Origin of the sequence: Pantoea sp. EABMAA-21 (assembly GCF_030053335.1) — a bacterium.
In the GTDB taxonomy this organism is placed as follows: domain Bacteria; phylum Pseudomonadota; class Gammaproteobacteria; order Enterobacterales; family Enterobacteriaceae; genus Pantoea; species Pantoea communis.
Window position 1 is genome coordinate 1 of record NZ_JASGBX010000003.1, and the last position, 21855, is coordinate 21855.

Consider the following 21855-nt stretch of genomic DNA (forward strand, 5'->3'; position numbering starts at 1 on the left):
CACAGGACACTCCTTAAACATAGCTCTATGACTATGTCTTACTGGTGAAGTGTCCGGTTTAAACGGGGGCTATTACAGAAAATATAATCCTGCGCCCTTTTTCAATGAGACATTACGTCTGTTTTTCGCTCAAAGCAGACGTTGCACTGCTGAGCAGCTTTATACTACAGGTGACCTGATTACTACGTAGCTTTAGGGCTGAAACAGCTTAGAGTGACGAGATTAGCTAAATGTGGGGTGAGGGGATTACTACTTTGAACTACTTATGACCGGTATCCTATGAGTATCCTGGAAAACCGGCTTAACTGTAGCTTCTGAGGTAAGTCGTTGATAATTTGGTGGCCCCTGCTGGGTTTGAACCAGCGACCAAGCGATTATGAGTCGCCTGCTCTAACCACTGAGCTAAGGGGCCAGCGGAGCGGGGATTATAAAGTATCTCGGAGGGGTGATCCAGCGTTCGCCAATCGGTTGGTGAAAATTAGAACAACCTCTGACTCCTTGATCTCCAAGCAAAAATCCCTATCCACCACCTAAGATCGCTCAATCAGCCCACAACCTCAGCAGGTTTTTGAGACAAGGGCATCCTTCCACCTCATCTCAATCACCACTCAAAACTCACAAATAGCGCGAAGCCGGTTTATTCAACGAGATATACGGCAGGATGGCGAAGCGCGCGCTCTCCATGCTCTGCCATAGTCCCAGATCTTCCACTGAAGGAATGGTGATCAGCTCGCCACTATCCATTCCGTGCAGCGCGGCTGCGACTAAATCCTCAACCTCCATCACGCTTTCTGGCGGTAGGTCATCAACCGATTTCCCCGAGCGCTCGAAGATTTCGGTACGGGTTAAGCCCGGCAATACCGCCTGAATACGCACGCCACTCTCCGCCAGCTCACGCTGCATATTGCGCGTCAGAGAGAGCACAAAGGCCTTACTGGCGTTGTACGCACCATTCGCCATTTCATTCACCAGCGCCAACACTGAAGCGATATTCACAATCGTTCCCGTACCACGACGGTGGAATGCTTGCGCGGCTGCATGTGCCAACTGCGTCAGCGCCACAATGTTTAACGTCAGCATGGTTTGTATTTGCGAGATATCACCCGCGACGAACTCGCCTTCAACTGCCATCCCGGCATTGTTCACCAGCATCGTAATCCGCTCGTTGTCCGCAAGGGTTTGCGCCACGCGTTGCAAATCTTCAGTGCGCGTCAGATCGGCCGCCAGCACACTCACTTCCACGCCGTGCGCGTCACGTAGCGACTGCGCCAGTTGGTTAAGACGCGATTCATCACGCGCCACCAGAATCAAATTGCTGCCGCGCGCGGCCAGCTGTTTCGCGTAAGTTGCACCAATGCCGCTGGATGCGCCGGTAATCAAAGCCAGTTGCTGTGTCATGGTCGGTTCCTGTAAATGATGGTTGTCATATCTGATGGAACTTAATATGACGATCATCATATTTTTCGTCAAGCTGGAATATGATGATCGTAATAATTACACTGATTGCCATTAACGATGAGCAGGATGGTGAGAGATGGAAAAGCTGAGCCACAAGGCGCGCACGCGGCAGCGCATACTGGATGAGGCAGCAGTGGTGATGCGTGAATGCGGCACTGAAGGCATTGGCGTAGCGGCGCTGATGAAGCGCGCGGGATTAACTCACGGCGGCTTCTACGCGCACTTTGATTCGCGGGAAGCGCTGGTTGAAGCAGTGATTGCCGAGATGTTTGCCGATTCGGCACAGCGCTTTGCCGCCATCACCCAACTCGAAGATCCAGCCGAGCGATTGGCCCAACTGATCGACAACTATCTTTCTGAGCATCATCGCAACACGCCGGGAGAAGGCTGCCCGATGCCTGCGCTGGTGAGTGAGATTGCCCATCTGCCGATTGAAACACGCACGCTGTTCTCACAACGTCGTGATGCGGTGCGGCAACGGCTGGCGCAGGCACTCAATGAAATGCACCATCCTCAGGCTGATGATGTCGCCGCCAGTATGCTGGCCGAAATGGTCGGTGCGGTGGCGCTGGCGCGCGCCTGTCCGGATGATGAGGAAGCGCGCAATATGCTGGCGGTTAGCCGTCGCTCGGTGAAACAGCGCGCAGGATTGGAGAGTGCATGAGCGAGCACAATATTCAGGACATTATTGCACCGGATTTGCAGGTGCTGTTTTGCGGCATCAATCCGGGTAAGTCTTCGGCGCACACCGGCTTTCACTTTGCCCATCCCGGCAATCGCTTCTGGAAAGTGATCCATCAGGCCGGTTTTACCCGCGAATTGCTGAAACCGGAACAGGAGCAGCGGCTGCTGGAAACCGGTTGTGGCATCACTATGCTGGTTGAGCGTCCGACCATTCAGGCTAACGAGTTGGCGGGTAATGAGCTGCGCGATGGCGGGGCGCGTTTGCAGGAGAAGATCTTACGCTATCAGCCGCGTGCGCTGGCGGTGCTGGGTAAAGATGCGTTCCAGAAAGCGTTCCGACAGCGCAAAGTGGAGTGGGGTGAGCAGCCGCAAACCTTGGGCGAAACGCGTTTGTGGGTGCTGCCCAATCCCAGCGGATTGAACCGCGCGACGATAGAGGAGATGGCGGCAGCTTATCGCCAACTTCATGATTGGTTACAGAATAACGCGTGAGCGTGCTCCGCTTAACGCGGCCCTAAAGTTGTTCAATTTGCGGTTTCTGACTAAACCCAAATCTTTATGGCAAATAAAGAGAGGGAAGATGAAACGCACAATCGCGTTAGCGGCGCTGCTGGTGATGGCGCAACAGACGGCACAGGCAGAGACGCTGAAAGTATTTAGCTCCGGTGGCATGTATCCGGTGATTGAGAGCCTGAAGCAGGATTATCAGCAGCAAACTGGCAATACCCTGCAGCTGGAAGCGGCGCCATCGATGGGCGATACGCCACAGGCGATCCCTAATCGTCTGAAACGTCAGGATAATGCCGATGTGCTGGTGATGGTCGATTACGCCATCAAACCGCTGGAGCAGGCCAAATTTGTGGATAGCAGCAGCCATCAGGTGCTGGCGCACTCTTATATCGCGATGGCGGTGAAGCAGGGCATGACGCCGCCGGATATCAGCACGGTAGCGAAATTCAAACAGGTCCTCACGGAAGCCTCCAGCATCGCGATATCAGACAGTGCCAGCGGCAAATATATTCAAGGCAAGATGCTGAGCAAGCTGGAGTTGGGGCCGAAGACCGCCAGCAAAGTGTCTGTGATCCCTGCCACACCAGTGGGTGAAGCGGTGGCACAAGGGAAAGCGGAGCTGGGCTTCCAGCAGAACAGTGAGCTGCAGGCGGTGAAGGGGATTACCATTGTCGGGCTGATTCCGCCAACGGTGCAGCAGGATACGCTATACGGTGCGGTGATTACGCGTAGCACCCAGCAGAAGCAGGCGGCGGCGCAGTTTGTGAAGTATTTGCAGAGCGACAAAGCGCGCAAAATGATGCAGGAAAAAGGGCTAACGCCGTTTTGAAGGCAATAAAAAACCCCGGCAAGCCGGGGTTTTTCGTCTTAACGAGGATTAATCGTCAAGGAAGCTACGCAGCACTTCGGAGCGGCTTGGGTGACGCAGCTTACGCAGCGCCTTGGCTTCGATCTGACGAATACGCTCACGGGTAACGTCAAACTGTTTGCCAACCTCTTCCAGCGTGTGGTCAGTGTTCATATCGATACCGAAACGCATACGCAGGACTTTCGCTTCACGTGCAGTCAGACCCGCCAGCACGTCGTGGGTGGCTGAACGCAGGCTTTCTGAGGTAGCAGAATCCAGCGGCAGCTCCAGCGTGGTGTCTTCGATAAAATCGCCCAGATGTGAATCTTCATCATCACCAATCGGCGTCTCCATAGAGATCGGCTCTTTAGCAATTTTCAGCACTTTGCGAATCTTATCTTCTGGCATCAGCATACGCTCAGCCAGCTCTTCCGGCGTTGGCTCACGGCCCATCTCTTGCAGCATCTGGCGCGAAATACGGTTGAGCTTGTTGATGGTCTCAATCATATGCACCGGAATACGGATGGTACGTGCCTGGTCGGCGATAGAACGGGTGATAGCCTGACGAATCCACCAGGTCGCATAAGTTGAGAACTTATAACCACGACGGTATTCAAACTTATCAACCGCTTTCATCAGGCCGATGTTACCTTCCTGAATCAGATCGAGGAACTGCAGACCACGGTTGGTGTATTTCTTCGCGATAGAAATAACCAGACGCAAGTTCGCTTCAACCATCTCTTTCTTCGCACGACGCGCTTTGGCTTCGCCGATCGACATGCGACGGTTGATGTCTTTAACCTGCTCGATGGTCAGGCCGGTCTCTTCTTCAATCTGCTGCAATTTCTGCAGTGAACGCGTCACATCATCTTCAACTTCAAGCAGTTTCTCTGACCAGGGTTTATTCATGGCCAGCGCCGCTTTGAACCAGCTTGGGCTGGTTTCATTGCCGGTGAACAGGGTGATGAAGTTCTTCTTCGGCATTTTGCAGATTTCAATACACAGCTTCATGATCAGGCGCTCTTGCGTACGCACGCGCTCCATCATGACGCGCATACTGTTCACCAGGTAGTCGAATTGCTTCGGTACCAGGCGGAACTGTTTGAACACTTCAGACAGGTTATTGATTTCTGCAACGGCATCAGCGTGGCTGCGGCCTTTAGCTTTGATTACGGTACGGGTAGTTTCGTACTGGGTGCGCAGATCGTTGAACTTCTCGCGCGCCAGTTCTGGATCGATGGAGTTATCATCGTCAGAGCTGTCGTCGTCGCCATCTTCGTCTTCTTCATCGTCGTCGTTACGGTCTTCTTCAGACAGTTCAGAACCCACGTGAGTGGCAGTTGGCGCGATATCTTCTTCCGCGTTCGGGTCAACAAAGCCGGTGATCAGGTCAGACAGGCGAGATTCGCCCGCTTCCACACGATCGTACTGATCGAGCAGATAGGTGATGGCTTCCGGGTATTCGGCAACTGAGCACTGAACCTGGTTGATACCGTCTTCGATACGCTTAGCGATGTCGATTTCGCCTTCGCGCGTCAGCAGCTCAACGGTACCCATTTCGCGCATATACATACGCACAGGGTCAGTAGTACGGCCAATTTCAGATTCAACGCTAGAGAGTACCTGCGCGGCAGCTTCTGCGGCATCTTCGTCAGTATCAGTACTGTTCTCATTCAGCATCAGATCATCGGCATCAGGTGCTTCTTCAACAACCTGAATACCCATGTCGTTAATCATCTGGATGATGTCTTCGATCTGATCGGAGTCGACGATATCTTCCGGCAGATGGTCATTGACCTCAGCATAGGTCAGATAGCCCTGCTCCTTACCACGGGTGACAAGCAGCTTAAGCTGTGACTGCGGGTTTTGCTCCATAAGACGGTATCCACACTTCTGTTAATTAGATTGGTGTCGGTCGGCAGCGAGCCAACTATAACAGTGAAGGCGTTGTTCTTTTGCCGCTGCCTTCAACGCGGCCAGGGTATCGACCCTTCATATATCGGCACTTAAGCCGCTTGAGTTCTTTCTTAGCGGGCCTGGCTTACTCGCCATTTTCGTCCCCGGCAGTGCTCACAATCCTCACGTACTTCAGTACGCTCCGGTTGCTGCGCGCTGGCGGTAACGAAACTGGCTTCGACGCCGACGGCCCTCGTACGGTGTGCTTAAAAAAGCGAAAACCGTACACCCAAGTCAGAATGTGTGCTTTCACAGCCTTCACAGTTCTGACCCGGTAATAATCTTATTTTTTCGCTAATGCCTGGCTTAAGGCCCAGAACTCGCGGCGTTCGGCGGCGCTCAGGCCTTCGGTACGGTCGCGAGCGATAAGCGCTTCAAGGCGCTGTTCAAGGGCTGAGTCATAAAGACTCGCCAGTGAATCCTGGAACACGGCTTCTGCTTCTTCATCCACTATCATGTGGTTCCAGGTGGCCAGCGTTTCAAGGGGCTGGCTAAATTCTGTCCCGCGATATAACTCTAGTAGCTGTCCGGTCGTCAGGCCAGGATTCTCCGTACAACGACTGACTAACTCCACAAACAGCGGCAAACCCGCCATTTTTGACTGCTCAAGCCCGTCCAGCGTAGGAACGATGGCGGCAAATTGCGGATTCTGCACCAGTAACGCAATCAACACGCGCATGGTGGTGCGCTTCAACGGGGGAGCCGTTGGCGCAGTGCCGCTTTCTGCCTGCTTTGGCATCAGCTTGTCTAACTGGTTATCGTCCAGAATGCCGAGTTTATTACCCAGATTCTGACGCATATAAATGCGTAAAGTTTCACCGGGGATCTGGCTAATCAACGGCAGCGCCAGCGTGGCCAGCTTGGTTTTACCGTCACGCGTGCTCAGATCGACCTGCGGCATCAGGCTGTCGAATAAAAACGTGGAGAGCGGTAAAGCCTGCTCCATCCGCGCTTCAAACGCCTCTTTGCCTTCTTTACGCACCAGCGTGTCCGGGTCCTCGCCATCTGGCAAAAACATAAAGCGTAGCTGACGACCGTCATTCATGTAAGGCAATGCGGTTTCCAATGCACGCCATGCGGCTTCGCGCCCCGCGCGGTCGCCGTCGTAACAGCAAATCACCGTGTCGGTAGAGCGGAACAGCAGCTGAATGTGTTCCGCGGTGGTCGAGGTGCCCAGCGAGGCAACGGCATAATCAATGCCAAATTGCGCCAGCGCCACCACGTCCATATAGCCTTCTACAACCAGTAAACGCGCTGGCTGCGGATGATTCTTTTGCGCTTCATACAGGCCATATAGCTGACGGCCTTTATGGAAAATCGGTGTTTCCGGCGAGTTAAGGTACTTCGGCGTATCGTTGCCCAGTACACGTCCACCAAAGCCAATGACGCGCCCACGCTTATCGCGAATCGGGAACATCACGCGATCGCGGAAACGATCATAAGTGCGGCCGGAATCGTTACTGACCAGCATGCCCGCTTCCATCAAGGATTCGCGGTCCTCTTTCTGCTGACCAAAACGTTTCAGCACGTTATCCCAGCCTGCTGGCGCATAACCAATCGCGAAGTGATCGATCACTTGCTGGCTGAGACCGCGTGTGGCGAGATAATTTTGTGCAGATGTCGCTTGCGGGTTACGCAGACTTTGCTGATAGAAACCGTCGAGGCCTTCCAGCAGCTGATACAGACTTTGACGCTGATGACGTTCCATCGGGCTGGGGCCGTTGCCCGCTTCATACGGCACTTCTAAGCCGTGTTGCGTGGCCAGCTCCTCAACGCTTTCAACGAAATCCAGACGATCGTGATTCATCAGGAAGTCGATGGCGTTACCCTTGGCGCCACAGCCGAAGCAGTAATAAAACTGCTTCTCACCGCTTACGGTGAAAGAGGGGGTTTTCTCGTTATGAAAAGGACAGCACGCGTGATAGTTCTTACCCTGCTTTTTCAGCTTAACGCGGGCATCGATAAGATCCACGATATCCGTGCGGGCAAGTAAGTCATTGATAAATACGCGTGGAATTCGTCCAGCCATAAGCCCCGGTTTTTCAGCTCATAAACGGCAACAAGCCGCGCTTCCTTTCGGAAAGCACGGCCTCTTACTTGACTCTGTCTGCGTTTAACACGCGGCGGAAGCGAACTTCCGAAAGAAATTAGTACAGACGAGTGCGGCGTGCGTTTTCGCGAGCCAGTTTCTTGGCGTGACGCTTAACAGCAGACGCTTTAGCGCGCTTACGCTCAGTCGTTGGTTTTTCATAAAACTCACGACGACGAACTTCCGCCAGAACACCTGCTTTCTCGCAAGAACGCTTGAAGCGACGCAGTGCTACGTCGAAAGGCTCGTTTTCACGTACTTTAATTACCGGCATGTAACTCTTACCTCGATAAATTCGGTTTTGCTGCTGACTGCGGCGCCAGCACTTTTAAAATGGTGCAGCATTTTACTCCAGCCGTAGCCGAGTTGTAAAGCACCATGAACAATTTAGAACCAACAGAGACATATGCCATCGCGGCTGCCGGTTTTTTCAGGCCGTGGAGTATAGCGCACTCTTTGTGCGACAGAAAAACACTTTTTCCTGGCAAAGTCGTCCAGCGTGTGATTCGCCTGTGCTACACTGCGCGCCGCAAGAAGAGGGTGATAAAAGCTATGCGAGTTCTGGGTATTGAAACGTCCTGCGATGAAACCGGCATCGCGATTTATGACGATGCGTCCGGTCTGTTGGCGAATCAATTATATAGCCAGGTCAAACTGCACGCTGATTACGGTGGTGTGGTGCCCGAACTGGCCTCACGTGACCACGTGCGTAAAACCGTTCCGCTGATTCAGGCTGCGCTGAAAGAAGCCGGATTAGCCGCAAAAGACATTGATGCCGTGGCCTATACCGCCGGTCCAGGTTTGGTTGGTGCGCTATTAGTCGGGGCGACTGTCGGCCGTGCACTGGCGTTTGCGTGGAATGTGCCTGCGGTGCCTGTGCATCATATGGAAGGCCATCTGCTGGCGCCGATGCTGGAAGACAATCCACCGGAATTCCCGTTTGTGGCATTGCTGGTTTCGGGTGGTCACACGCAGTTGATCAGCGTCACGGGTATTGGTGAATACACTTTGCTGGGTGAATCGATTGACGATGCGGCTGGCGAAGCTTTCGATAAAACCGCCAAACTGCTCGGTCTGGATTATCCGGGCGGGCCGATGCTGTCACGCATGGCGCAGCAGGGCACGCCGGGTCGCTTCAAATTCCCGCGCCCGATGACCGATCGCCCAGGGCTGGATTTCAGCTTCTCGGGTCTGAAAACCTTCGCCGCCAACACCATTCGTGAACATAACGGAGATGAGCAGGCGCGTGCCGATATCGCTCGTGCGTTTGAGGATGCAGTGGTGGATACGCTGATGATCAAATGCAAACGCGCGCTGGAGCAGACCGGCTTTAAACGCCTGGTGATTGCCGGTGGTGTCAGCGCCAACCGTACGCTGCGTGAGCGTATGGCCGAGATGATGCAAAAGCGCGGTGGCGAGGTGTTTTATGCACGCCCGGAGTTCTGTACTGATAACGGCGCGATGATTGCCTACGCTGGCATGGTGCGGCTGAAAGGCGGCACACGCGGTGGATTGGGCGTCAGTGTCCGGCCACGTTGGCCACTGGCCGAATTGCCCGCCATCTAAAACGAAAAAACCGGCATCGCGCCGGTTTTTTTATTTCTTCTTTTTCCGCTTCCAGATCTTATTTTCCTGCCCGCGCCACAGGCGCTGGATGTTGTCGTGATGACGCAACAGAATCAAACAGGAGAGCATCGAAACCGGGAAGGTAAACTGCGGTTTGAACCACCACACGTAGAACGGGGCAATCAGCGCACTGACAATCGCACCCAGCGAGGAGTAGCCGCTCAGCAGCACCGTCAGCAGCCAGGTGCCGGTCATCAATCCCGTCAAATCCCAGCCAATGGGCGCGATCGCACCGAATGCGGTTGCCACGCCTTTACCACCACGAAAACGGAAAAACACCGGATAGATATGGCCGAGACAGGCGGCAATCGCGGTTAAGCCGAGATACATCGGCGTGACGTGCAGCAGATAGGCGATCCACACCGGAATCATCCCTTTTGCCACGTCGAAGATCAGTACCGCAGCCGCAGCGGCTTTACCACCAATGCGCAACACGTTGGTCGCACCAGGGTTGCCGGAGCCGGCGGTACGCGGATCGGGTAAACGCGCGAGTTTACAAACCAGGATCGCACTGGAAATCGAGCCGCAAAGATACGCGAAAATAATCATACCAAGCGCGATAGCACTCATAGCCTCGTACCGTTCCTTTTGGGTCGTTTTGTTCTCGATAAGCGTGGATAATACGCATAATCCGCCGGAAGTGGTATCCGGCTTAGCCAAAAACAGAGACTGACATCATGGATATCGTATTTATAGAACAACTCACCGTGTTCACCACCATTGGCGTTTACGACTGGGAACAGGGCATGCAGCAGAAGCTGGTGCTCGATGTCGAAATGGCGTGGGACAACCGTCGTGCTGCGGTGAGTGACGATGTGAACGACTGTCTGAGCTACGCCGATGTCACCGAGGTTATCCTCAATCATCTGCAGGGCCAGCGCTTTGCCCTGGTCGAACGCGTGGCGGAAGAAATTGCCGATCTGTTGATGAATCGTTTCAAAACGCCCGGTGTGCGCATCAAGGTCGGGAAACCTGGCGCGGTGGCCCAGGCAGCGACCGTTGGCGTGCGTATCGAGCGCGGGACTATTCCTAAATAAATCATCCGTGATTGCCATCACAATGAAACCAAACCAAATTATGGTGTGTCTCACTTGAGGCCGTTGCGCTAACGGACGCGAAGTTGCCGATTTTCTTAAGGTTTCCTTCAGCGTGGCGCAGGCATAATTTTAGGCGGTAGCACCTTGCGGCCGCCTTTTTACTGTTTAAAACGGATAGAGGAAAAATTTTGATGGCAGATATTCACCAGCTTTGGGTTGCTGCAATCCTGGGGGTTGTGGAAGGCCTCACGGAATTCCTGCCGGTCTCTTCTACGGGCCATATGATCATCGTTGGCCATCTGTTGGGCTTCGAGGGCGATAAAGCTGAAACCTTTGAAGTCGTCATTCAGCTGGGTTCAATTTTAGCGGTAGTGGTGATGTTCTGGCGTCGCCTGTTCGGACTGATTGGTATTCACTTCGGTAAAGAGCCGCATGAAGGCACTGGAACCGGGAAACTGACCCTGATTCACATTTTGTTAGGTATGGTTCCGGCGGTGGTGATTGGCTTGCTGCTGCACGATCAAATCAAAAGCCTGTTTAATCCGATTAACGTGATGTACGCACTGGTCGTCGGCGGCGTGTTGCTGTTGGTGGCTGAGTACTTCAAACCTAAACAGCCTAAAGCGGTAGGTATCGATGATATCACTTACCGCCAGGCGTTTATGATTGGTTGCTTCCAGTGTCTGGCGCTGTGGCCGGGCTTCTCGCGCTCGGGTGCCACCATTTCTGGCGGTATGCTGATGGGCGTGAGCCGTTATGCTGCATCAGAGTTCTCATTCATCCTTGCGGTGCCGATGATGATTGGTGCCACCGGATTGGATCTCTACAAGAGCATGGGCTTCCTGACCATGCAGGATTTCCCAATGTTCGCCGTCGGCTTCGTGACCGCCTTTATCGTTGCTCTGCTGGCGATCAAAGTGTTCCTGGAACTGATTAAGCGTATCTCGTTTGTTTCGTTCGCTATCTATCGCTTTATCGTGGCGGCGGCGGTTTACGCCATCTTCATGTAAGCGCGGCGTGCGGCCGGTTATGCTGGCCGCACGTTGATCAACCCATCCTGCACTGCCATCACCCGACGACGCGTCAACTCTTCCCGCACGGCTGGTCCTTTGAAACCTGCTGCAACCACATCCTTCGTTGGTACCGCCTGAGCCAGCGCAAACGCCTGACGCAGATAATCGCCTTGTGGATAGGCCATGCTTTCCATTCCGGTGCGACCACGCGCATCGGCTTCGCTGGTCAGTGCCATCTTCTCTACGCGATCGGGCTTGCGCCATGCATCAATGCGATCGAACAGGGCAACCAGTGATTCCGCTGACTGGCGTTCAATGGTGTGGACGATATCGTGGAATTCCGTGACCACCAGTGCCAGATCGCGCACCTGATTGGGCACGCGCAGCCGCTGGCACAGCGCTTCGACAATCGGCACACCGGCTAAACCGTGGCCATGATGGCTCGGCCATTTTTCCGGCAGCGTCAGCGCCTTACCGACATCGTGGAACAGCGTGGCGAAGCGCACGTCCAATTCCTCTGACACCGCGGCAGACATCGTCAGCGTCATTAACGCGTGCACGCCGGTATCAATTTCGGGATGCCATTTGATCGGCGCCGGAATGCCGTACAGGTTATCCAGCTCCGGGAACAGCACCTGCAATGCGCCGCAGTCACGCAATACCTGAAAATAGACCTGCGGATTGCGGGTCAGCAGCGCCTTCTCGGTCTCTTTCCACACGCGTTCGGCCGTGAGGTCAGCTAATTCGCCGCTCTCCGCCATCTCACGCATTAAGGCCTGCGTTTCATCCGCAACACGGAAATTGAGGTGGGCAAAACGGGCAGCGAAACGCGCCACGCGCAGCACGCGCAGTGGATCTTCGTTAAAAGCGGATGAGACATGGCGCAGGGTGCGTTTCGCCAAATCCTGCTGTCCGCGATAAGGGTCGATTAAGCTGCCATCGTCAGCCTGCGCAATGGCATTAATGGTGAGATCGCGGCGCTGCAAATCCTGCTCCAGCGTCACGTCTGGCGCAAATTGCGTGACGAAACCGGTGTAGCCTTTGCCATTTTTGCGTTCGGTACGCGCCAGTGCATACTCTTCACGACTGCGTGGGTGCAAAAAAACCGGAAAATCCCGGCCCACCTGCTGATAACCTTGTGCCAGCATCGCTTCAGGTGTGGCACCGACCACCACCCAATCTCTATCTTTTACCGGCAAACGCAGTAAAGCATCACGCACCGCGCCACCGACCAGAAACGTCTTCACTCAACCACTCCAGAGGCAATGTATTCTGCGCGCCGTGCACGCATGTTGCGTTATTGTTGCATACTTTGGCTAAATATCGGGCACGCCAAAAGGGGCATCTTACGATCCCCTTGAAGAAAAGAACAAATCGGCGTGGCGGTTTTAGTTCATCCAGCGATCGTTTTTCTTGCGGCGCGGCACCATGTGCGGCAGCACCAAACCAAGCAGTAAGCCAACACCTAACACGCCGCCGCCATACATAAACCACTGCATGATGATGGTGCGCTGTTTGTCATCCAACTGGACGTTCGCGGCGCTGACTTTTTTCTGCGCGACAATCAGCTCATTTTTCAGCTTTTGATTTTCCGCTTTCAGGCCGTCAATGGTGCCGTCGCTGTTCGCCACTTTACTCTGCATTTCAGAAGTACGCTGATTCCAGCTGTTGTCGATATTCGCCAGCTTAGCGGTGAGATCTTTGACCTGTTGCTCCAGCTGCGGCACGCGAGTGCGCAGGCTCGGTTCGGCACTCAACTGGGACAGTGGGATCCAGTTGGTTTTCCCTTCGGCATCACGAATCTGGCCATATTGGGAATCGTTGTTGACCTGCAACAGGGTGACTTCCTCTCCGGCATTCAGCTTGCCAATCAGGCGATATTGATCGCCCGGGCCGCTGCGTACCCAAGTGGATAATTCATCGGAGATATAACGCTTTTCGTCAGCAGCATGAACGGGGGCGATGGCGCTAAATGCCAGCAAAGAAAGGGCAGCAAGTGTGATTTTTTTCATTCGATGTCGTTTTTTCTTAATGGCGTAAAATTACCGGCACAGTCTGGAGACGCTTCTCAAAAATCTGAATGAGAACTATCCTGGTCTCAATCTGGTGCGAAAAGGGTCGTAAAAGCACAAGAAAGCGGAGACAGCGGGCTTCCGGTGCATTACTCTTCGCCAGATTAAACTCGTAAGTGCCAGCAGCGTATTGAATAAAAAATTATGACCATCGAAATCGAATTAAAGTTCATTGCCACACCACAAGCCGCCGAAAAACTCGGTGAAACCCTTGCCGCGTGGCCACATCAGCACTTCGCCGCACGCGAGCTGACCAACATCTATTTTGAGACCGATGACAATCAGCTACGTCGTTGGGATATGGGCCTGCGCATCCGCGGTGTCGATCAGCGTTATGAGATGACGCTGAAGGCCGCCGGCAAAACCGTGGGCGGTCTGCATCAGCGCCCGGAATATAACGTCGACCTCACCGAGCCAACGCTGGATATCGCCCAGCTGCCGGCTGAAATCTGGCCAGAAGGCACCGATGTGGCGGCATTACAGCAGCGCCTGCAACCGCTGTTCAGCACCCATTTCCAGCGTGAAGCCTGGCTGGTGCAGTTTGGTGAGAGCGAAATTGAAGTGGCGTTTGATCGCGGAGACGTTGCCGCAGGTGAATTGAGCGAGCCGCTGTACGAAGTGGAGCTGGAGCTGAAAAGCGGCCAGCGCGCCGACATGCTGAAGTTCGCTGAAGCCTTGATCACCGCAGGCGGCCTGCGCCTGGGCAGCTTGAGCAAAGCCGCGCGCGGTTATCAGCTGGCTCAGGGCAATCCTGCCCGTCCGCTGCGTGCATTAGCGCTACAAAAAATCGGCGCTAAAGCCACGGTAGAGCAGGGCATGATCAACGCGATGACCGCCGGTCTTAACCAGTGGCAGTACCATGAAGAAGTGTGGCTGCGTGGAAATGCCGATGCCAAAGAAGCGGTGATGGATGCGCTGGAAACCCTGCGACAGGCGTTCTCGCTATTTGGTGCGCTGGTGCCGCGCAAGGCGAGCAGCGATCTGCGTCAGAAGCTGACGCGTCTCGATGAGCTGTTAGCAGATGCAGAAATTGATGCGGAAACCGCCTGTTTTTCTACGGTCTCTGTTGATGCCCAGTTAGCACTTACTCACTGGCTGGTGGAATCACAATGGCAGAACTGGCTGGATGATAAGAGCAAAAGCAAGCTGCAAGGTTCGTTCAAACGCTTCAGCGACATCATGCTCAGCCGTATTGCTGCCGATCTGCGTGAGACCTTTGTCGACGTGCAGCTGTTTAACGAATTTCAGGACAAATCCACGCGCCTGAATCGCCAGCTGTTAGCGGTGCATCTGCTGGCAGGGGCTTATCCAGCGGAAGAGGTGAATGTCTGGCTGGCAGGCTGGCAGGAGCTGCAGCATGCGATTCGCATCCAGCAGGAGCGCGGGTTGATTCAACTGGTTAATCTGGCCATTCGGCCATCGCCGTTCTGGCTGAATAGCGGAGTGAAACGCTAAGTCGGACGCACAATCGAATCAGGGAGGGAAGATGTTGTTACCGTTACCGGCGCTGATGCAGGCGCAGTTAGCTATCGTGGCCGAGCGCCTGAATATGCCGCCTTCCGCCTTTACGGCAGAGCAGGCGGGCGCGCTGACCTTTAGTGACTTTATCGTTGATAACCTGCAGCAGCATCCGGAGTGGTGGCAACAGCTCCAGCAGCAACCGCCTCTACCAGATGAGTGGCAACACTACAGTGCCTGGCTAAATCAGGCGCTGGCGGGCGTGGAAAATGAAACTTCCCTGATGCGCGAACTGCGCCTGTTCCGCCGCCATATGTTGGTGCGTATAGCGTGGATGCAGGCGCTGCAACACGCCAGCACTGAACAGAGCCTGACGCAACTCAGCACGCTGGCGGAGATCCTCATCGCTGCCGCTCGTGATTGGGTGTGGCAGGATTGCAGCCGCGATTTCGGCACGCCGTGCAATGAAGCCGGTGAAGCGCAGCCCATGCTGATCCTTGGCATGGGCAAACTGGGCGGCGGCGAACTCAACTTCTCTTCCGATATCGACCTGATTTTTGCCTGGCCGGAAAACGGTGTGACGCAAGGCGGCCGTCGTGAACTCGATAACGCTCAATTCTTTACCCGCATGGGTCAGCGCCTGATCAAAGTGCTGGATCAGCCTACCGTGGATGGTTTCGTCTATCGCGTGGATATGCGTCTGCGCCCGTTTGGTGACAGTGGCCCGCTGGTGCTGAGCTTTGCTGCGCTGGAAGACTATTATCAGGAGCAGGGTCGCGACTGGGAGCGTTACGCGATGGTCAAAGCGCGCCTGATGGGCGACGACCAGGGCCACTGGAGCCAGGAACTGCAGCAGATGCTGCGTCCGTTCGTCTATCGCCGCTACATCGATTTCAGTGTGATTCAGTCGCTGCGTAACATGAAAGGCATGATTGCCCGTGAAGTACGGCGTCGTGGCCTGAAAGACAACATCAAACTCGGGGCGGGCGGCATTCGCGAAACCGAATTTATCGTGCAGGTGTTCCAGCTCATTCGTGGTGGACGTGAGCGCTCACTTCAGCTCCGTTCCCTGCTGCCAACGCTGCAGGCCATCGGTGAACTGGCTTTGCTGAATTCGGCGCAGGTGGAACATTTGCGCGGGGCCTATCTGTTCCTGCGTCGTCTGGAAAACCTGCTGCAAAGCATCAACGATGAGCAGACGCAAACGCTGCCGGAAAACCCACTCGATCGTCAGCGTTTAGCCTGGGCGATGGGCGCGGCGGACTGGGATGCGCTGATGTTGCAACTTGAACAGCAGATGGCAGGCGTGCGCAGTATCTTTGATGAACTGATTGGTGATGATGCGCCAGACGTTGACGATCAACCGCAGCTGGCTGAATTCGCAGGCCTGTGGCAGGACACGCTGGAGGAGAGCGATCTCATTCCTGCTGTGCCGCAGCTGAACGAAGCGCAACGTCATGCGCTGTACGAATCGCTCAACAGTTTCCGCCAGGATGTCAGCCGTCGCACCATCGGGCCGCGTGGGCGTTTAGCGCTTGATCAACTGATGCCGCGCCTGTTGAGTGAAGTCTGTCCACGCGAAGATGCCGATGTGGTACTGGGTCGCCTGACGCCGCTACTGCTCGGTGTATTAACCCGCAGCACTTATCTGGAGCTGCTGACGGAATACCACGGCGCACTTCGTCATCTGATCCGCCTGTGTGCCGCCTCGCCGATGGTCGCCAGCCAGCTGGCACGTTATCCGCTGTTGCTGGATGAACTGCTCGATCCCGCCACGCTGTACCAGGCGACAGCCACCGATGCGTATCGCGATGAATTGCGCCAGTATCTGCTGCGCATTCCTACCGATGATGAAGAACAGCAGCTGGAAGCGCTGCGACAGTTCAAGCAGGCGCAGCATCTGCGCATTGCCGCTGCCGATATCGCTGAAACGCTGCCGGTGATGAAAGTGAGTGATCACTTAACCTGGCTGGCGGAAGCCATTATCGAATCGGTGGTGCAGCAAGCGTGGCAAATGATGGTGCAGCGCTATGGTCGTCCTTCGCACCTCACCAGCGACAGCGAGCGCGGTTTTGCTGTGGTTGGCTATGGCAAATTGGGTGGCTGGGAGCTGGGTTACAGCTCGGATCTGGATTTGGTGTTCCTGCACGACTGCCCGGACGATGCGGAAACCGATGGCGAGCGCGTGATTGATGGCCGCCAATTCTACCTGCGGCTGGCGCAGCGCGTGATGCATCTGTTCAGCACGCGCACCTCCTCCGGCATTTTGTATGAAGTCGATGCGCGGCTGCGTCCTTCTGGCGCGGCGGGCATGCTGGTGAGTACCTTTGCCGCCTTCGATGATTATCAGCGTAATGAAGCCTGGACCTGGGAACATCAGGCGCTGGTGCGTGCGCGTATTGTTTTTGGCGAGACGTCGCTCTGCGATCGCTTCAATGACATCCGTCGCGGCATTCTTTGCCTGCCGCGTGAGCGTCCTGCACTGCAAAAAGAAGTGCGTGAAATGCGCGAGAAAATGCGTGCCCACCTCAGCAACAAACACAAAGGACGCTGGGAGATCAAAACTGATGAAGGCGGCATCACCGATATTGAATTCATCGCGCAATATCTTGTCTTAGGCTACGCGGCAGAGCAGCCTGCGTTGACGCGCTGGTCAGACAATGTGCGTATTTTTGAGCTGATGGCGCGTCAGGAGATCATGGATGCAGAAGAAGCGCAGGCGCTGACTCACGCGTATGTCACGCTGCGTGATGCATTGCACCATCTCGCATTGCAGGAGCTGCCGGGGCACGTCGCACCGGAATCTTTTGCTACTGAGCGGGCTGCCGTGCATCGCAGTTGGCAACGCTGGCTGGCTGCCACCGAATCTGATAGCGCGGAAGCGTAAAATAACGCTTCGCCCTTAGTGACCCGGCCTACAGGAAGGCGCGCAGCCCACGCACCTGTGGCTCGAAGTCTCATCGGGGTATGTTATTATCCGCGCATAATTTTGACCGTAGTCTGGAGTCTTTGGAATGAAAGTAACACTGCCCGCTTTTGGCAAAGCCGCTGTGCTGGTTGTTGGCGATGTCATGTTAGATCGCTACTGGTATGGCCCAACCAGCCGTATCTCGCCTGAAGCCCCGGTACCGGTGGTGAAAGTCGATACCATCGAAGAGCGTCCAGGCGGCGCGGCCAACGTGGCAATGAACATTGCTGCACTGGGTGCTGGCTCGCGTTTGATTGGCCTGACCGGTGAAGATGATGCGGCACGTGTGCTGAGTGAGACGCTGGAAAAGGTCAAAGTCGATTGTGATTTTGTCGCGGTGAAAAGCCATCCGACCATTACCAAACTGCGCGTGCTTTCGCGTAATCAGCAGCTGATTCGCCTCGATTTTGAAGAAGGTTTCGAGCAGGTTGATCCGCAGCCTATTCACGATCGTATGCGCCAATCGCTGGCGCAAGCGGGTGCGTTAGTGCTGTCAGATTATGCCAAAGGCGCGTTGAGCAGCGTGCAAACCATGATTCAGCTGGCGCGTGAAGCCAACGTGCCGGTGTTGATCGATCCGAAAGGCACCGATTTCGAGCGCTATCGTGGCGCGACTCTGCTGACGCCCAACCTGTCTGAATTCGAAGCCGTAGTGGGTAAATGCAAAACCGTAGAAGAGATTGTCAGCCGCGGCATGCAGCTGATCGCTGATTATGATCTCTCTGCGCTGCTGGTCACCCGTTCTGAGAACGGCATGACGCTGCTGCAACCAGGCAAAGCGCCAGTGCATTTACCAACGCAAGCGCAGGAAGTGTATGACGTCACCGGCGCAGGCGATACGGTGATTGGCGTGCTGGCCGCCGTGCTGGCAGCAGGCGATAGCCTGGAAGAAGCCTGTTTCCTCGCCAATGCGGCAGCCGGCGTGGTGGTCGGTAAACTCGGTACGTCCACCGTGAGCACCGTTGAGCTGGAAAATGCGATTCACGCCCGTCCGGATAGCGGATTTGGTGTGATGACCGAAGCTGAACTAAAAGCGGCTGTGGCGCTGGCGCGTCAGCGCGGTGAAAAAGTGGTGATGACTAACGGCGTGTTCGACATCCTGCATGCGGGCCACGTTTCTTATCTGGCCAACGCTCGTAAGCTGGGCGATCGCCTGATTGTGGCGGTGAACAGCGATGCTTCTACCAAACGTCTGAAAGGTGAAACCCGTCCGGTTAACCCGCAGGAAAACCGCATGATCGTGCTCGGTGCGCTGGAAGCAGTGGATTGGGTGGTGCTGTTTGAAGAAGATACGCCACAGCGTTTGATCGCGGGTGTGTTACCGGATCTGCTGGTGAAGGGCGGCGATTATAAGCCGGAAGATATCGCGGGCAGTAAAGAGGTTTGGGCCAACGGCGGTGACGTGCGCGTGCTGAACTTTGAAGACGGTATCTCCACCACTAACATCATCAAGACGATTCGCAGCCACTCATGATGAGCATTGAGATCCCAGAAGATTCGCTGTCATCAAAAGCGAGCACTGGGGTTTTCAATTATTCGCAGCCACTCACGCGAGCACTAAGATTCCAGATGATTCGCTATCATTAACGGCGAGCGAAGAAGCAAGCGTATTCTGACTAAACAGGCGGCCTAATGGCCGCCTGTTGTTGTCTGCGAGCAATGTAAGCTCAGCGAGTGTTTTCGAGCAATATACGCCGCCGAGTCAGCGAATTACTGCGGAGTGTCGATCTTACCCGCCGGGTCCGGTGTCACCACCGCAGGTGCCGGTGCAGCAGGGCTCTCACTTTCCAGTTTCGCCAGGCGCTGTTCCAGTGCCGCCAGCTTCTCACGCGTGCGCAGCAGTACCTGCGTCTGCACATCAAACTCTTCACGATTCACCAAATCCATGCGGGTTAACTGCGCCTGCAGCACCTGACGAATTTTCTTTTCGACATCGTCGCCAAAGTCGCGAATCCCTTTTGGCATGGCTTCATGGACCTGGCGAGCCAGTTGTTCAATTTTTTTCGTGTCGATCATGATGATTTCCTGGTTGCGGTGGCTGATAACAGCACGTGTTCCGACTCAACAAAGGTTAAGTGTAATGCCTGAAACGAAAAGGTTAAACCTGAATTCCGCATCGCAGTAAATGCAAAAGCATTTGCGCTTTTGTCGATTGCCCGTCCAGATGATTGGCGTTATAGTGACCTCGCTTATTCTCAGGGCGGGGCGAAATTCCCCACCGGCGGTAAATCAGCTTCGGCTGAAAGCCCGCGAGCGCTTTCACTGCAAAGTGAAAGGTCAGCAGATCCGGTGTAATTCCGGGGCCGACGGTTAGAGTCCGGATGGGAGAGGGTAACGACATCAGCCGGGCTTAGGCCCGCGTCACGTTTTTGCCATGTGTATTATTTGCGCACTCCTAAGCACGCCCTGGTTCTGGTAACTCATATATTTTTTATAAGGTTTTTTACCATGAATCAGACGCTTCTTTCTGAATTTGGCACGCCGGAACAGCGTGTAGAACGCGCCATCGATGCGCTGCGCAACGGTCGCGGTGTGATGGTGCTCGACGATGAAAATCGTGAAAACGAAGGTGACATGATCTTTGCCGCCGAAACCATGACCGTAGAGCAAATGGCATTAACCATTCGCCACGGCAGCGGCATTGTCTGCTTGTGCATTACTGAAGAACGCCGCCAGCAGTTGGATCTGCCGATGATGGTAGAAACCAACACCAGCTCTTATGGCACCGGCTTTACCGTCACCATTGAAGCAGCGGAAGGTGTCACCACCGGTGTTTCTGCCGCTGACCGCGTCACCACCATTCGTGCCGCTGTGGCAGATGGCGCGAAGCCGAGCGATCTCAACCGTCCAGGCCATGTTTTCCCGCTGCGCGCGCGCGAAGGCGGTGTGCTGACGCGTGGTGGTCACACTGAAGCCACCATCGATTTGGTGACATTAGCAGGCTTCAAACCCGCCGGTGTGCTGTGTGAATTGACCAATGACGACGGCAGCATGGCGCATGCGCCAGAAGCGATTGTGTTTGCCAAACAACACGATATGCCGGTCGTAACGATTGAAGATCTGGTGGCTTATCGCCGCGAGCGTGAAACGCGCCAGGCAAGTTAAGCCTCAGTTATCGTCATCAAAAGATCCGCGGTTTTTACAGGCTGCGGATTTTTTTTCGCGCGAAAGTGCACCTTTAATCCTCATCTTCACCGCCCAACCACTACGCAAATTCTTATTCAAATTCTCTGATAGAGATCATCACAGTTATCAGCGTTAATCCCGGCACGAAAGCGCGTAACGTAGCGGCTAATAAAGCGACACTTTCGTCAGAGGAACCATCATGAGCCACAACCGTATGCCCGCCCTGTTTTTAGGTCACGGCAGCCCGATGAACGTACTGGAAGACAATACCTATACCCGCGCATGGCAGCATCTGGGTGCAACATTGCCACGTCCGCGCGCCATTCTCGCGGTGTCGGCACACTGGTACACACGCGGTACGGCGGTAACGGCCATGCATAATCCTCGCACCATCCATGATTTTGGTGGCTTCCCGCAGGCGCTGTTTGATGTGCGTTATCCGGCTCCGGGCTCGCCAGAGCTGGCACAGCAAGTGATCGAACTGCTGGCACCGATTGACGTCCATGCCGACCAGGAATGGGGATTTGATCACGGCTCATGGGGCGTGCTGGCAAAAATGTATCCGCAAGCCGATATCCCGGTGGTGCAGTTAAGTATCGATGGGACGCAATCGGCGCAATGGCACTTCGAATTAGGTCGCAAACTGGCGTCGCTGCGTGACGAAGGCGTGATGATCGTCGCCAGCGGTAACGTGGTGCATAACCTGCGGATGCTGCGCTGGCAGGGTGCCGCCACAAGCTATCCGTGGGCTGAAAGCTTCAATGAATTTGTGCGTGAGAATTTGAGCTTTGCCGGTGAAGCAGCAGATCATCCGTTGGTGAATTATTTGCAGCACGAAGGTGCAGAGATGTCCAACCCAACGCCAGAACACTATCTGCCGTTGCTGTATATCCTCGGCGCGCGTGCAGCTGAGGAGTCGATCAGCATTCCGGTGGAAGGGATGGAGATGGGCGCTATCAGTATGCTTTCGGTGCAGGTCAGCTAATGCACTGGCCGCCCGTGTCTGACGGG

The 21855-nt window shown here is 54.9% G+C and carries 19 protein-coding genes, 1 tRNA gene and 1 riboswitch; of the genes, 11 read left to right on the plus strand and 9 right to left on the minus strand.

The window, feature by feature from the left end:
• Positions 1 to 336: 336 nt before the first annotated feature.
• Together QMZ65_RS05495 and QMZ65_RS05500 are read right to left on the minus strand one after the other, a co-directional pair.
• A tRNA-Ile gene (locus QMZ65_RS05495) sits at positions 337 to 412 on the minus strand.
• A gap of 203 nt (positions 413 to 615) precedes the next feature.
• Positions 616 to 1398 (minus strand): SDR family NAD(P)-dependent oxidoreductase, encoded by a 783-nt coding sequence (locus QMZ65_RS05500; RefSeq protein WP_211728548.1) that lies wholly within the window; start codon positions 1396 to 1398, stop codon positions 616 to 618.
• A gap of 136 nt (positions 1399 to 1534) precedes the next feature.
• On the opposite strand from QMZ65_RS05500, the gene QMZ65_RS05505 reads away from it, so the two are divergent.
• The 3 genes from QMZ65_RS05505 (at position 1535) to QMZ65_RS05515 (ending at position 3481) form a co-directional block, all read left to right on the plus strand.
• Positions 1535 to 2122, plus strand: a complete 588-nt coding sequence (locus tag QMZ65_RS05505; RefSeq protein ID WP_097118153.1) for a TetR/AcrR family transcriptional regulator — start codon at positions 1535 to 1537, stop codon at positions 2120 to 2122.
• Complete coding sequence (gene mug, locus QMZ65_RS05510; protein WP_283215556.1) at positions 2119 to 2634, plus strand: G/U mismatch-specific DNA glycosylase; 516 nt, start codon at positions 2119 to 2121, stop codon at positions 2632 to 2634. Before QMZ65_RS05505 ends, mug begins: the two co-directional genes overlap by 4 nt.
• Before the next feature lie 88 nt (positions 2635 to 2722).
• Positions 2723 to 3481: a substrate-binding domain-containing protein gene (locus QMZ65_RS05515; RefSeq protein WP_034828346.1), complete on the plus strand. Its 759-nt coding sequence runs from the start codon at positions 2723 to 2725 to the stop codon at positions 3479 to 3481.
• Between the two features lie 48 nt (positions 3482 to 3529).
• Here the strand turns inward: QMZ65_RS05515 and rpoD are convergent, their stop codons facing one another.
• The 3 genes from rpoD to rpsU all read right to left on the minus strand — a co-directional run bounded on the left by rpoD (position 3530) and on the right by rpsU (position 7818).
• Positions 3530 to 5374, minus strand: a complete 1845-nt coding sequence (rpoD, locus tag QMZ65_RS05520; RefSeq protein WP_034828348.1) for an RNA polymerase sigma factor RpoD — start codon at positions 5372 to 5374, stop codon at positions 3530 to 3532.
• A gap of 364 nt (positions 5375 to 5738) precedes the next feature.
• A complete protein-coding gene (gene dnaG / locus QMZ65_RS05525; protein WP_045814813.1) occupies positions 5739 to 7484 on the minus strand; it encodes a DNA primase in 1746 nt (581 codons plus the stop codon).
• A 118-nt stretch (positions 7485 to 7602) separates the two neighbouring features.
• The gene (rpsU, locus tag QMZ65_RS05530; RefSeq protein ID WP_001144069.1) at positions 7603 to 7818 is read right to left on the minus strand and encodes a 30S ribosomal protein S21; all 216 of its coding nucleotides are present in this window, start codon (positions 7816 to 7818) and stop codon (positions 7603 to 7605) included.
• Positions 7819 to 8096: 278 nt separating this feature from the next.
• Here rpsU and tsaD point away from each other — a divergent pair, with 278 nt between their 5' ends.
• Positions 8097 to 9110, plus strand: a complete 1014-nt coding sequence (gene tsaD, locus QMZ65_RS05535; protein ID WP_097118151.1) for a tRNA (adenosine(37)-N6)-threonylcarbamoyltransferase complex transferase subunit TsaD — start codon at positions 8097 to 8099, stop codon at positions 9108 to 9110.
• A gap of 30 nt (positions 9111 to 9140) precedes the next feature.
• On the opposite strand, the gene plsY is transcribed toward tsaD, so the two are convergent.
• Entirely contained in the window at positions 9141 to 9740 is a 600-nt protein-coding gene (gene plsY / locus QMZ65_RS05540; protein ID WP_034828352.1) for a glycerol-3-phosphate 1-O-acyltransferase PlsY, read from the minus strand.
• Between the two features lie 107 nt (positions 9741 to 9847).
• Here plsY and folB point away from each other — a divergent pair, with 107 nt between their 5' ends.
• Together folB and bacA are read left to right on the plus strand one after the other, a co-directional pair.
• Complete coding sequence (gene folB, locus QMZ65_RS05545) at positions 9848 to 10207, plus strand: bifunctional dihydroneopterin aldolase/7,8-dihydroneopterin epimerase (protein WP_034828354.1); 360 nt, start codon at positions 9848 to 9850, stop codon at positions 10205 to 10207.
• Between the two features lie 191 nt (positions 10208 to 10398).
• Complete coding sequence (gene bacA / locus QMZ65_RS05550; protein ID WP_058959467.1) at positions 10399 to 11217, plus strand: undecaprenyl-diphosphate phosphatase; 819 nt, start codon at positions 10399 to 10401, stop codon at positions 11215 to 11217.
• Between the two features lie 17 nt (positions 11218 to 11234).
• Here bacA and QMZ65_RS05555 read toward each other — a convergent pair whose 3' ends face one another.
• Together QMZ65_RS05555 and QMZ65_RS05560 are read right to left on the minus strand one after the other, a co-directional pair.
• On the minus strand, positions 11235 to 12467 hold the full coding sequence (locus tag QMZ65_RS05555) for a multifunctional CCA addition/repair protein (RefSeq protein ID WP_283215557.1): 1233 nt from the start codon (positions 12465 to 12467) through the stop codon (positions 11235 to 11237).
• A 141-nt stretch (positions 12468 to 12608) separates the two neighbouring features.
• Complete coding sequence (locus QMZ65_RS05560; RefSeq protein WP_034828360.1) at positions 12609 to 13232, minus strand: TIGR04211 family SH3 domain-containing protein; 624 nt, start codon at positions 13230 to 13232, stop codon at positions 12609 to 12611.
• Positions 13233 to 13436: 204 nt separating this feature from the next.
• On the opposite strand from QMZ65_RS05560, the gene QMZ65_RS05565 reads away from it, so the two are divergent.
• The 3 genes from QMZ65_RS05565 to hldE all read left to right on the plus strand — a co-directional run bounded on the left by QMZ65_RS05565 (position 13437) and on the right by hldE (position 19192).
• Positions 13437 to 14747, plus strand: coding sequence for a CYTH domain-containing protein (locus QMZ65_RS05565; RefSeq protein WP_097118148.1), 1311 nt, complete (start codon positions 13437 to 13439; stop codon positions 14745 to 14747).
• 31 nt (positions 14748 to 14778) lie between these two features.
• Positions 14779 to 17637, plus strand: a complete 2859-nt coding sequence (gene glnE / locus QMZ65_RS05570; RefSeq protein WP_283215558.1) for a bifunctional [glutamate--ammonia ligase]-adenylyl-L-tyrosine phosphorylase/[glutamate--ammonia-ligase] adenylyltransferase — start codon at positions 14779 to 14781, stop codon at positions 17635 to 17637.
• 127 nt (positions 17638 to 17764) lie between these two features.
• The gene (hldE, locus tag QMZ65_RS05575; RefSeq protein ID WP_097118146.1) at positions 17765 to 19192 is read left to right on the plus strand and encodes a bifunctional D-glycero-beta-D-manno-heptose-7-phosphate kinase/D-glycero-beta-D-manno-heptose 1-phosphate adenylyltransferase HldE; all 1428 of its coding nucleotides are present in this window, start codon (positions 17765 to 17767) and stop codon (positions 19190 to 19192) included.
• 236 nt (positions 19193 to 19428) lie between these two features.
• On the opposite strand, the gene ubiK is transcribed toward hldE, so the two are convergent.
• The gene (gene ubiK / locus QMZ65_RS05580) at positions 19429 to 19734 is read right to left on the minus strand and encodes a ubiquinone biosynthesis accessory factor UbiK (RefSeq protein ID WP_034828368.1); all 306 of its coding nucleotides are present in this window, start codon (positions 19732 to 19734) and stop codon (positions 19429 to 19431) included.
• Positions 19735 to 19905: 171 nt separating this feature from the next.
• Positions 19906 to 20055, plus strand: a riboswitch (FMN riboswitch).
• A 111-nt stretch (positions 20056 to 20166) separates the two neighbouring features.
• Between ubiK and ribB the strand changes: the two genes are divergently transcribed.
• Positions 20167 to 20823: a 3,4-dihydroxy-2-butanone-4-phosphate synthase gene (gene ribB / locus QMZ65_RS05585; RefSeq protein WP_034828370.1), complete on the plus strand. Its 657-nt coding sequence runs from the start codon at positions 20167 to 20169 to the stop codon at positions 20821 to 20823.
• A 220-nt stretch (positions 20824 to 21043) separates the two neighbouring features.
• Positions 21044 to 21829 (plus strand): 4,5-DOPA-extradiol-dioxygenase, encoded by a 786-nt coding sequence (ygiD, locus tag QMZ65_RS05590; RefSeq protein WP_097118145.1) that lies wholly within the window; start codon positions 21044 to 21046, stop codon positions 21827 to 21829.
• The last annotated feature ends 26 nt before the right edge of the window (positions 21830 to 21855 follow it).

What these genes read in the sequence shown, in the direction of transcription:
- folB (WP_034828354.1), top strand. Translation starts at nt 9,848, where the DNA reads ATGGATATCGTATTTATAGAACAACTCACCGTGTTCACCACCATTGGC.
- ubiK (WP_034828368.1), bottom strand. Translation starts at nt 19,734, where the DNA reads ATGATCGACACGAAAAAAATTGAACAACTGGCTCGCCAGGTCCATGAA.
- rpsU (WP_001144069.1), bottom strand. Translation starts at nt 7,818, where the DNA reads ATGCCGGTAATTAAAGTACGTGAAAACGAGCCTTTCGACGTAGCACTG.
- QMZ65_RS05565 (WP_097118148.1), top strand. Translation starts at nt 13,437, where the DNA reads ATGACCATCGAAATCGAATTAAAGTTCATTGCCACACCACAAGCCGCC.
- mug (WP_283215556.1), top strand. Translation starts at nt 2,119, where the DNA reads ATGAGCGAGCACAATATTCAGGACATTATTGCACCGGATTTGCAGGTG.
- tsaD (WP_097118151.1), top strand. Translation starts at nt 8,097, where the DNA reads ATGCGAGTTCTGGGTATTGAAACGTCCTGCGATGAAACCGGCATCGCG.
- ribB (WP_034828370.1), top strand. Translation starts at nt 20,167, where the DNA reads ATGAATCAGACGCTTCTTTCTGAATTTGGCACGCCGGAACAGCGTGTA.
- QMZ65_RS05560 (WP_034828360.1), bottom strand. Translation starts at nt 13,232, where the DNA reads ATGAAAAAAATCACACTTGCTGCCCTTTCTTTGCTGGCATTTAGCGCC.
- QMZ65_RS05515 (WP_034828346.1), top strand. Translation starts at nt 2,723, where the DNA reads ATGAAACGCACAATCGCGTTAGCGGCGCTGCTGGTGATGGCGCAACAG.
- hldE (WP_097118146.1), top strand. Translation starts at nt 17,765, where the DNA reads ATGAAAGTAACACTGCCCGCTTTTGGCAAAGCCGCTGTGCTGGTTGTT.
- ygiD (WP_097118145.1), top strand. Translation starts at nt 21,044, where the DNA reads ATGAGCCACAACCGTATGCCCGCCCTGTTTTTAGGTCACGGCAGCCCG.
- QMZ65_RS05500 (WP_211728548.1), bottom strand. Translation starts at nt 1,398, where the DNA reads ATGACACAGCAACTGGCTTTGATTACCGGCGCATCCAGCGGCATTGGT.
- plsY (WP_034828352.1), bottom strand. Translation starts at nt 9,740, where the DNA reads ATGAGTGCTATCGCGCTTGGTATGATTATTTTCGCGTATCTTTGCGGC.
- bacA (WP_058959467.1), top strand. Translation starts at nt 10,399, where the DNA reads ATGGCAGATATTCACCAGCTTTGGGTTGCTGCAATCCTGGGGGTTGTG.
- dnaG (WP_045814813.1), bottom strand. Translation starts at nt 7,484, where the DNA reads ATGGCTGGACGAATTCCACGCGTATTTATCAATGACTTACTTGCCCGC.
- glnE (WP_283215558.1), top strand. Translation starts at nt 14,779, where the DNA reads ATGTTGTTACCGTTACCGGCGCTGATGCAGGCGCAGTTAGCTATCGTG.
- rpoD (WP_034828348.1), bottom strand. Translation starts at nt 5,374, where the DNA reads ATGGAGCAAAACCCGCAGTCACAGCTTAAGCTGCTTGTCACCCGTGGT.
- QMZ65_RS05505 (WP_097118153.1), top strand. Translation starts at nt 1,535, where the DNA reads ATGGAAAAGCTGAGCCACAAGGCGCGCACGCGGCAGCGCATACTGGAT.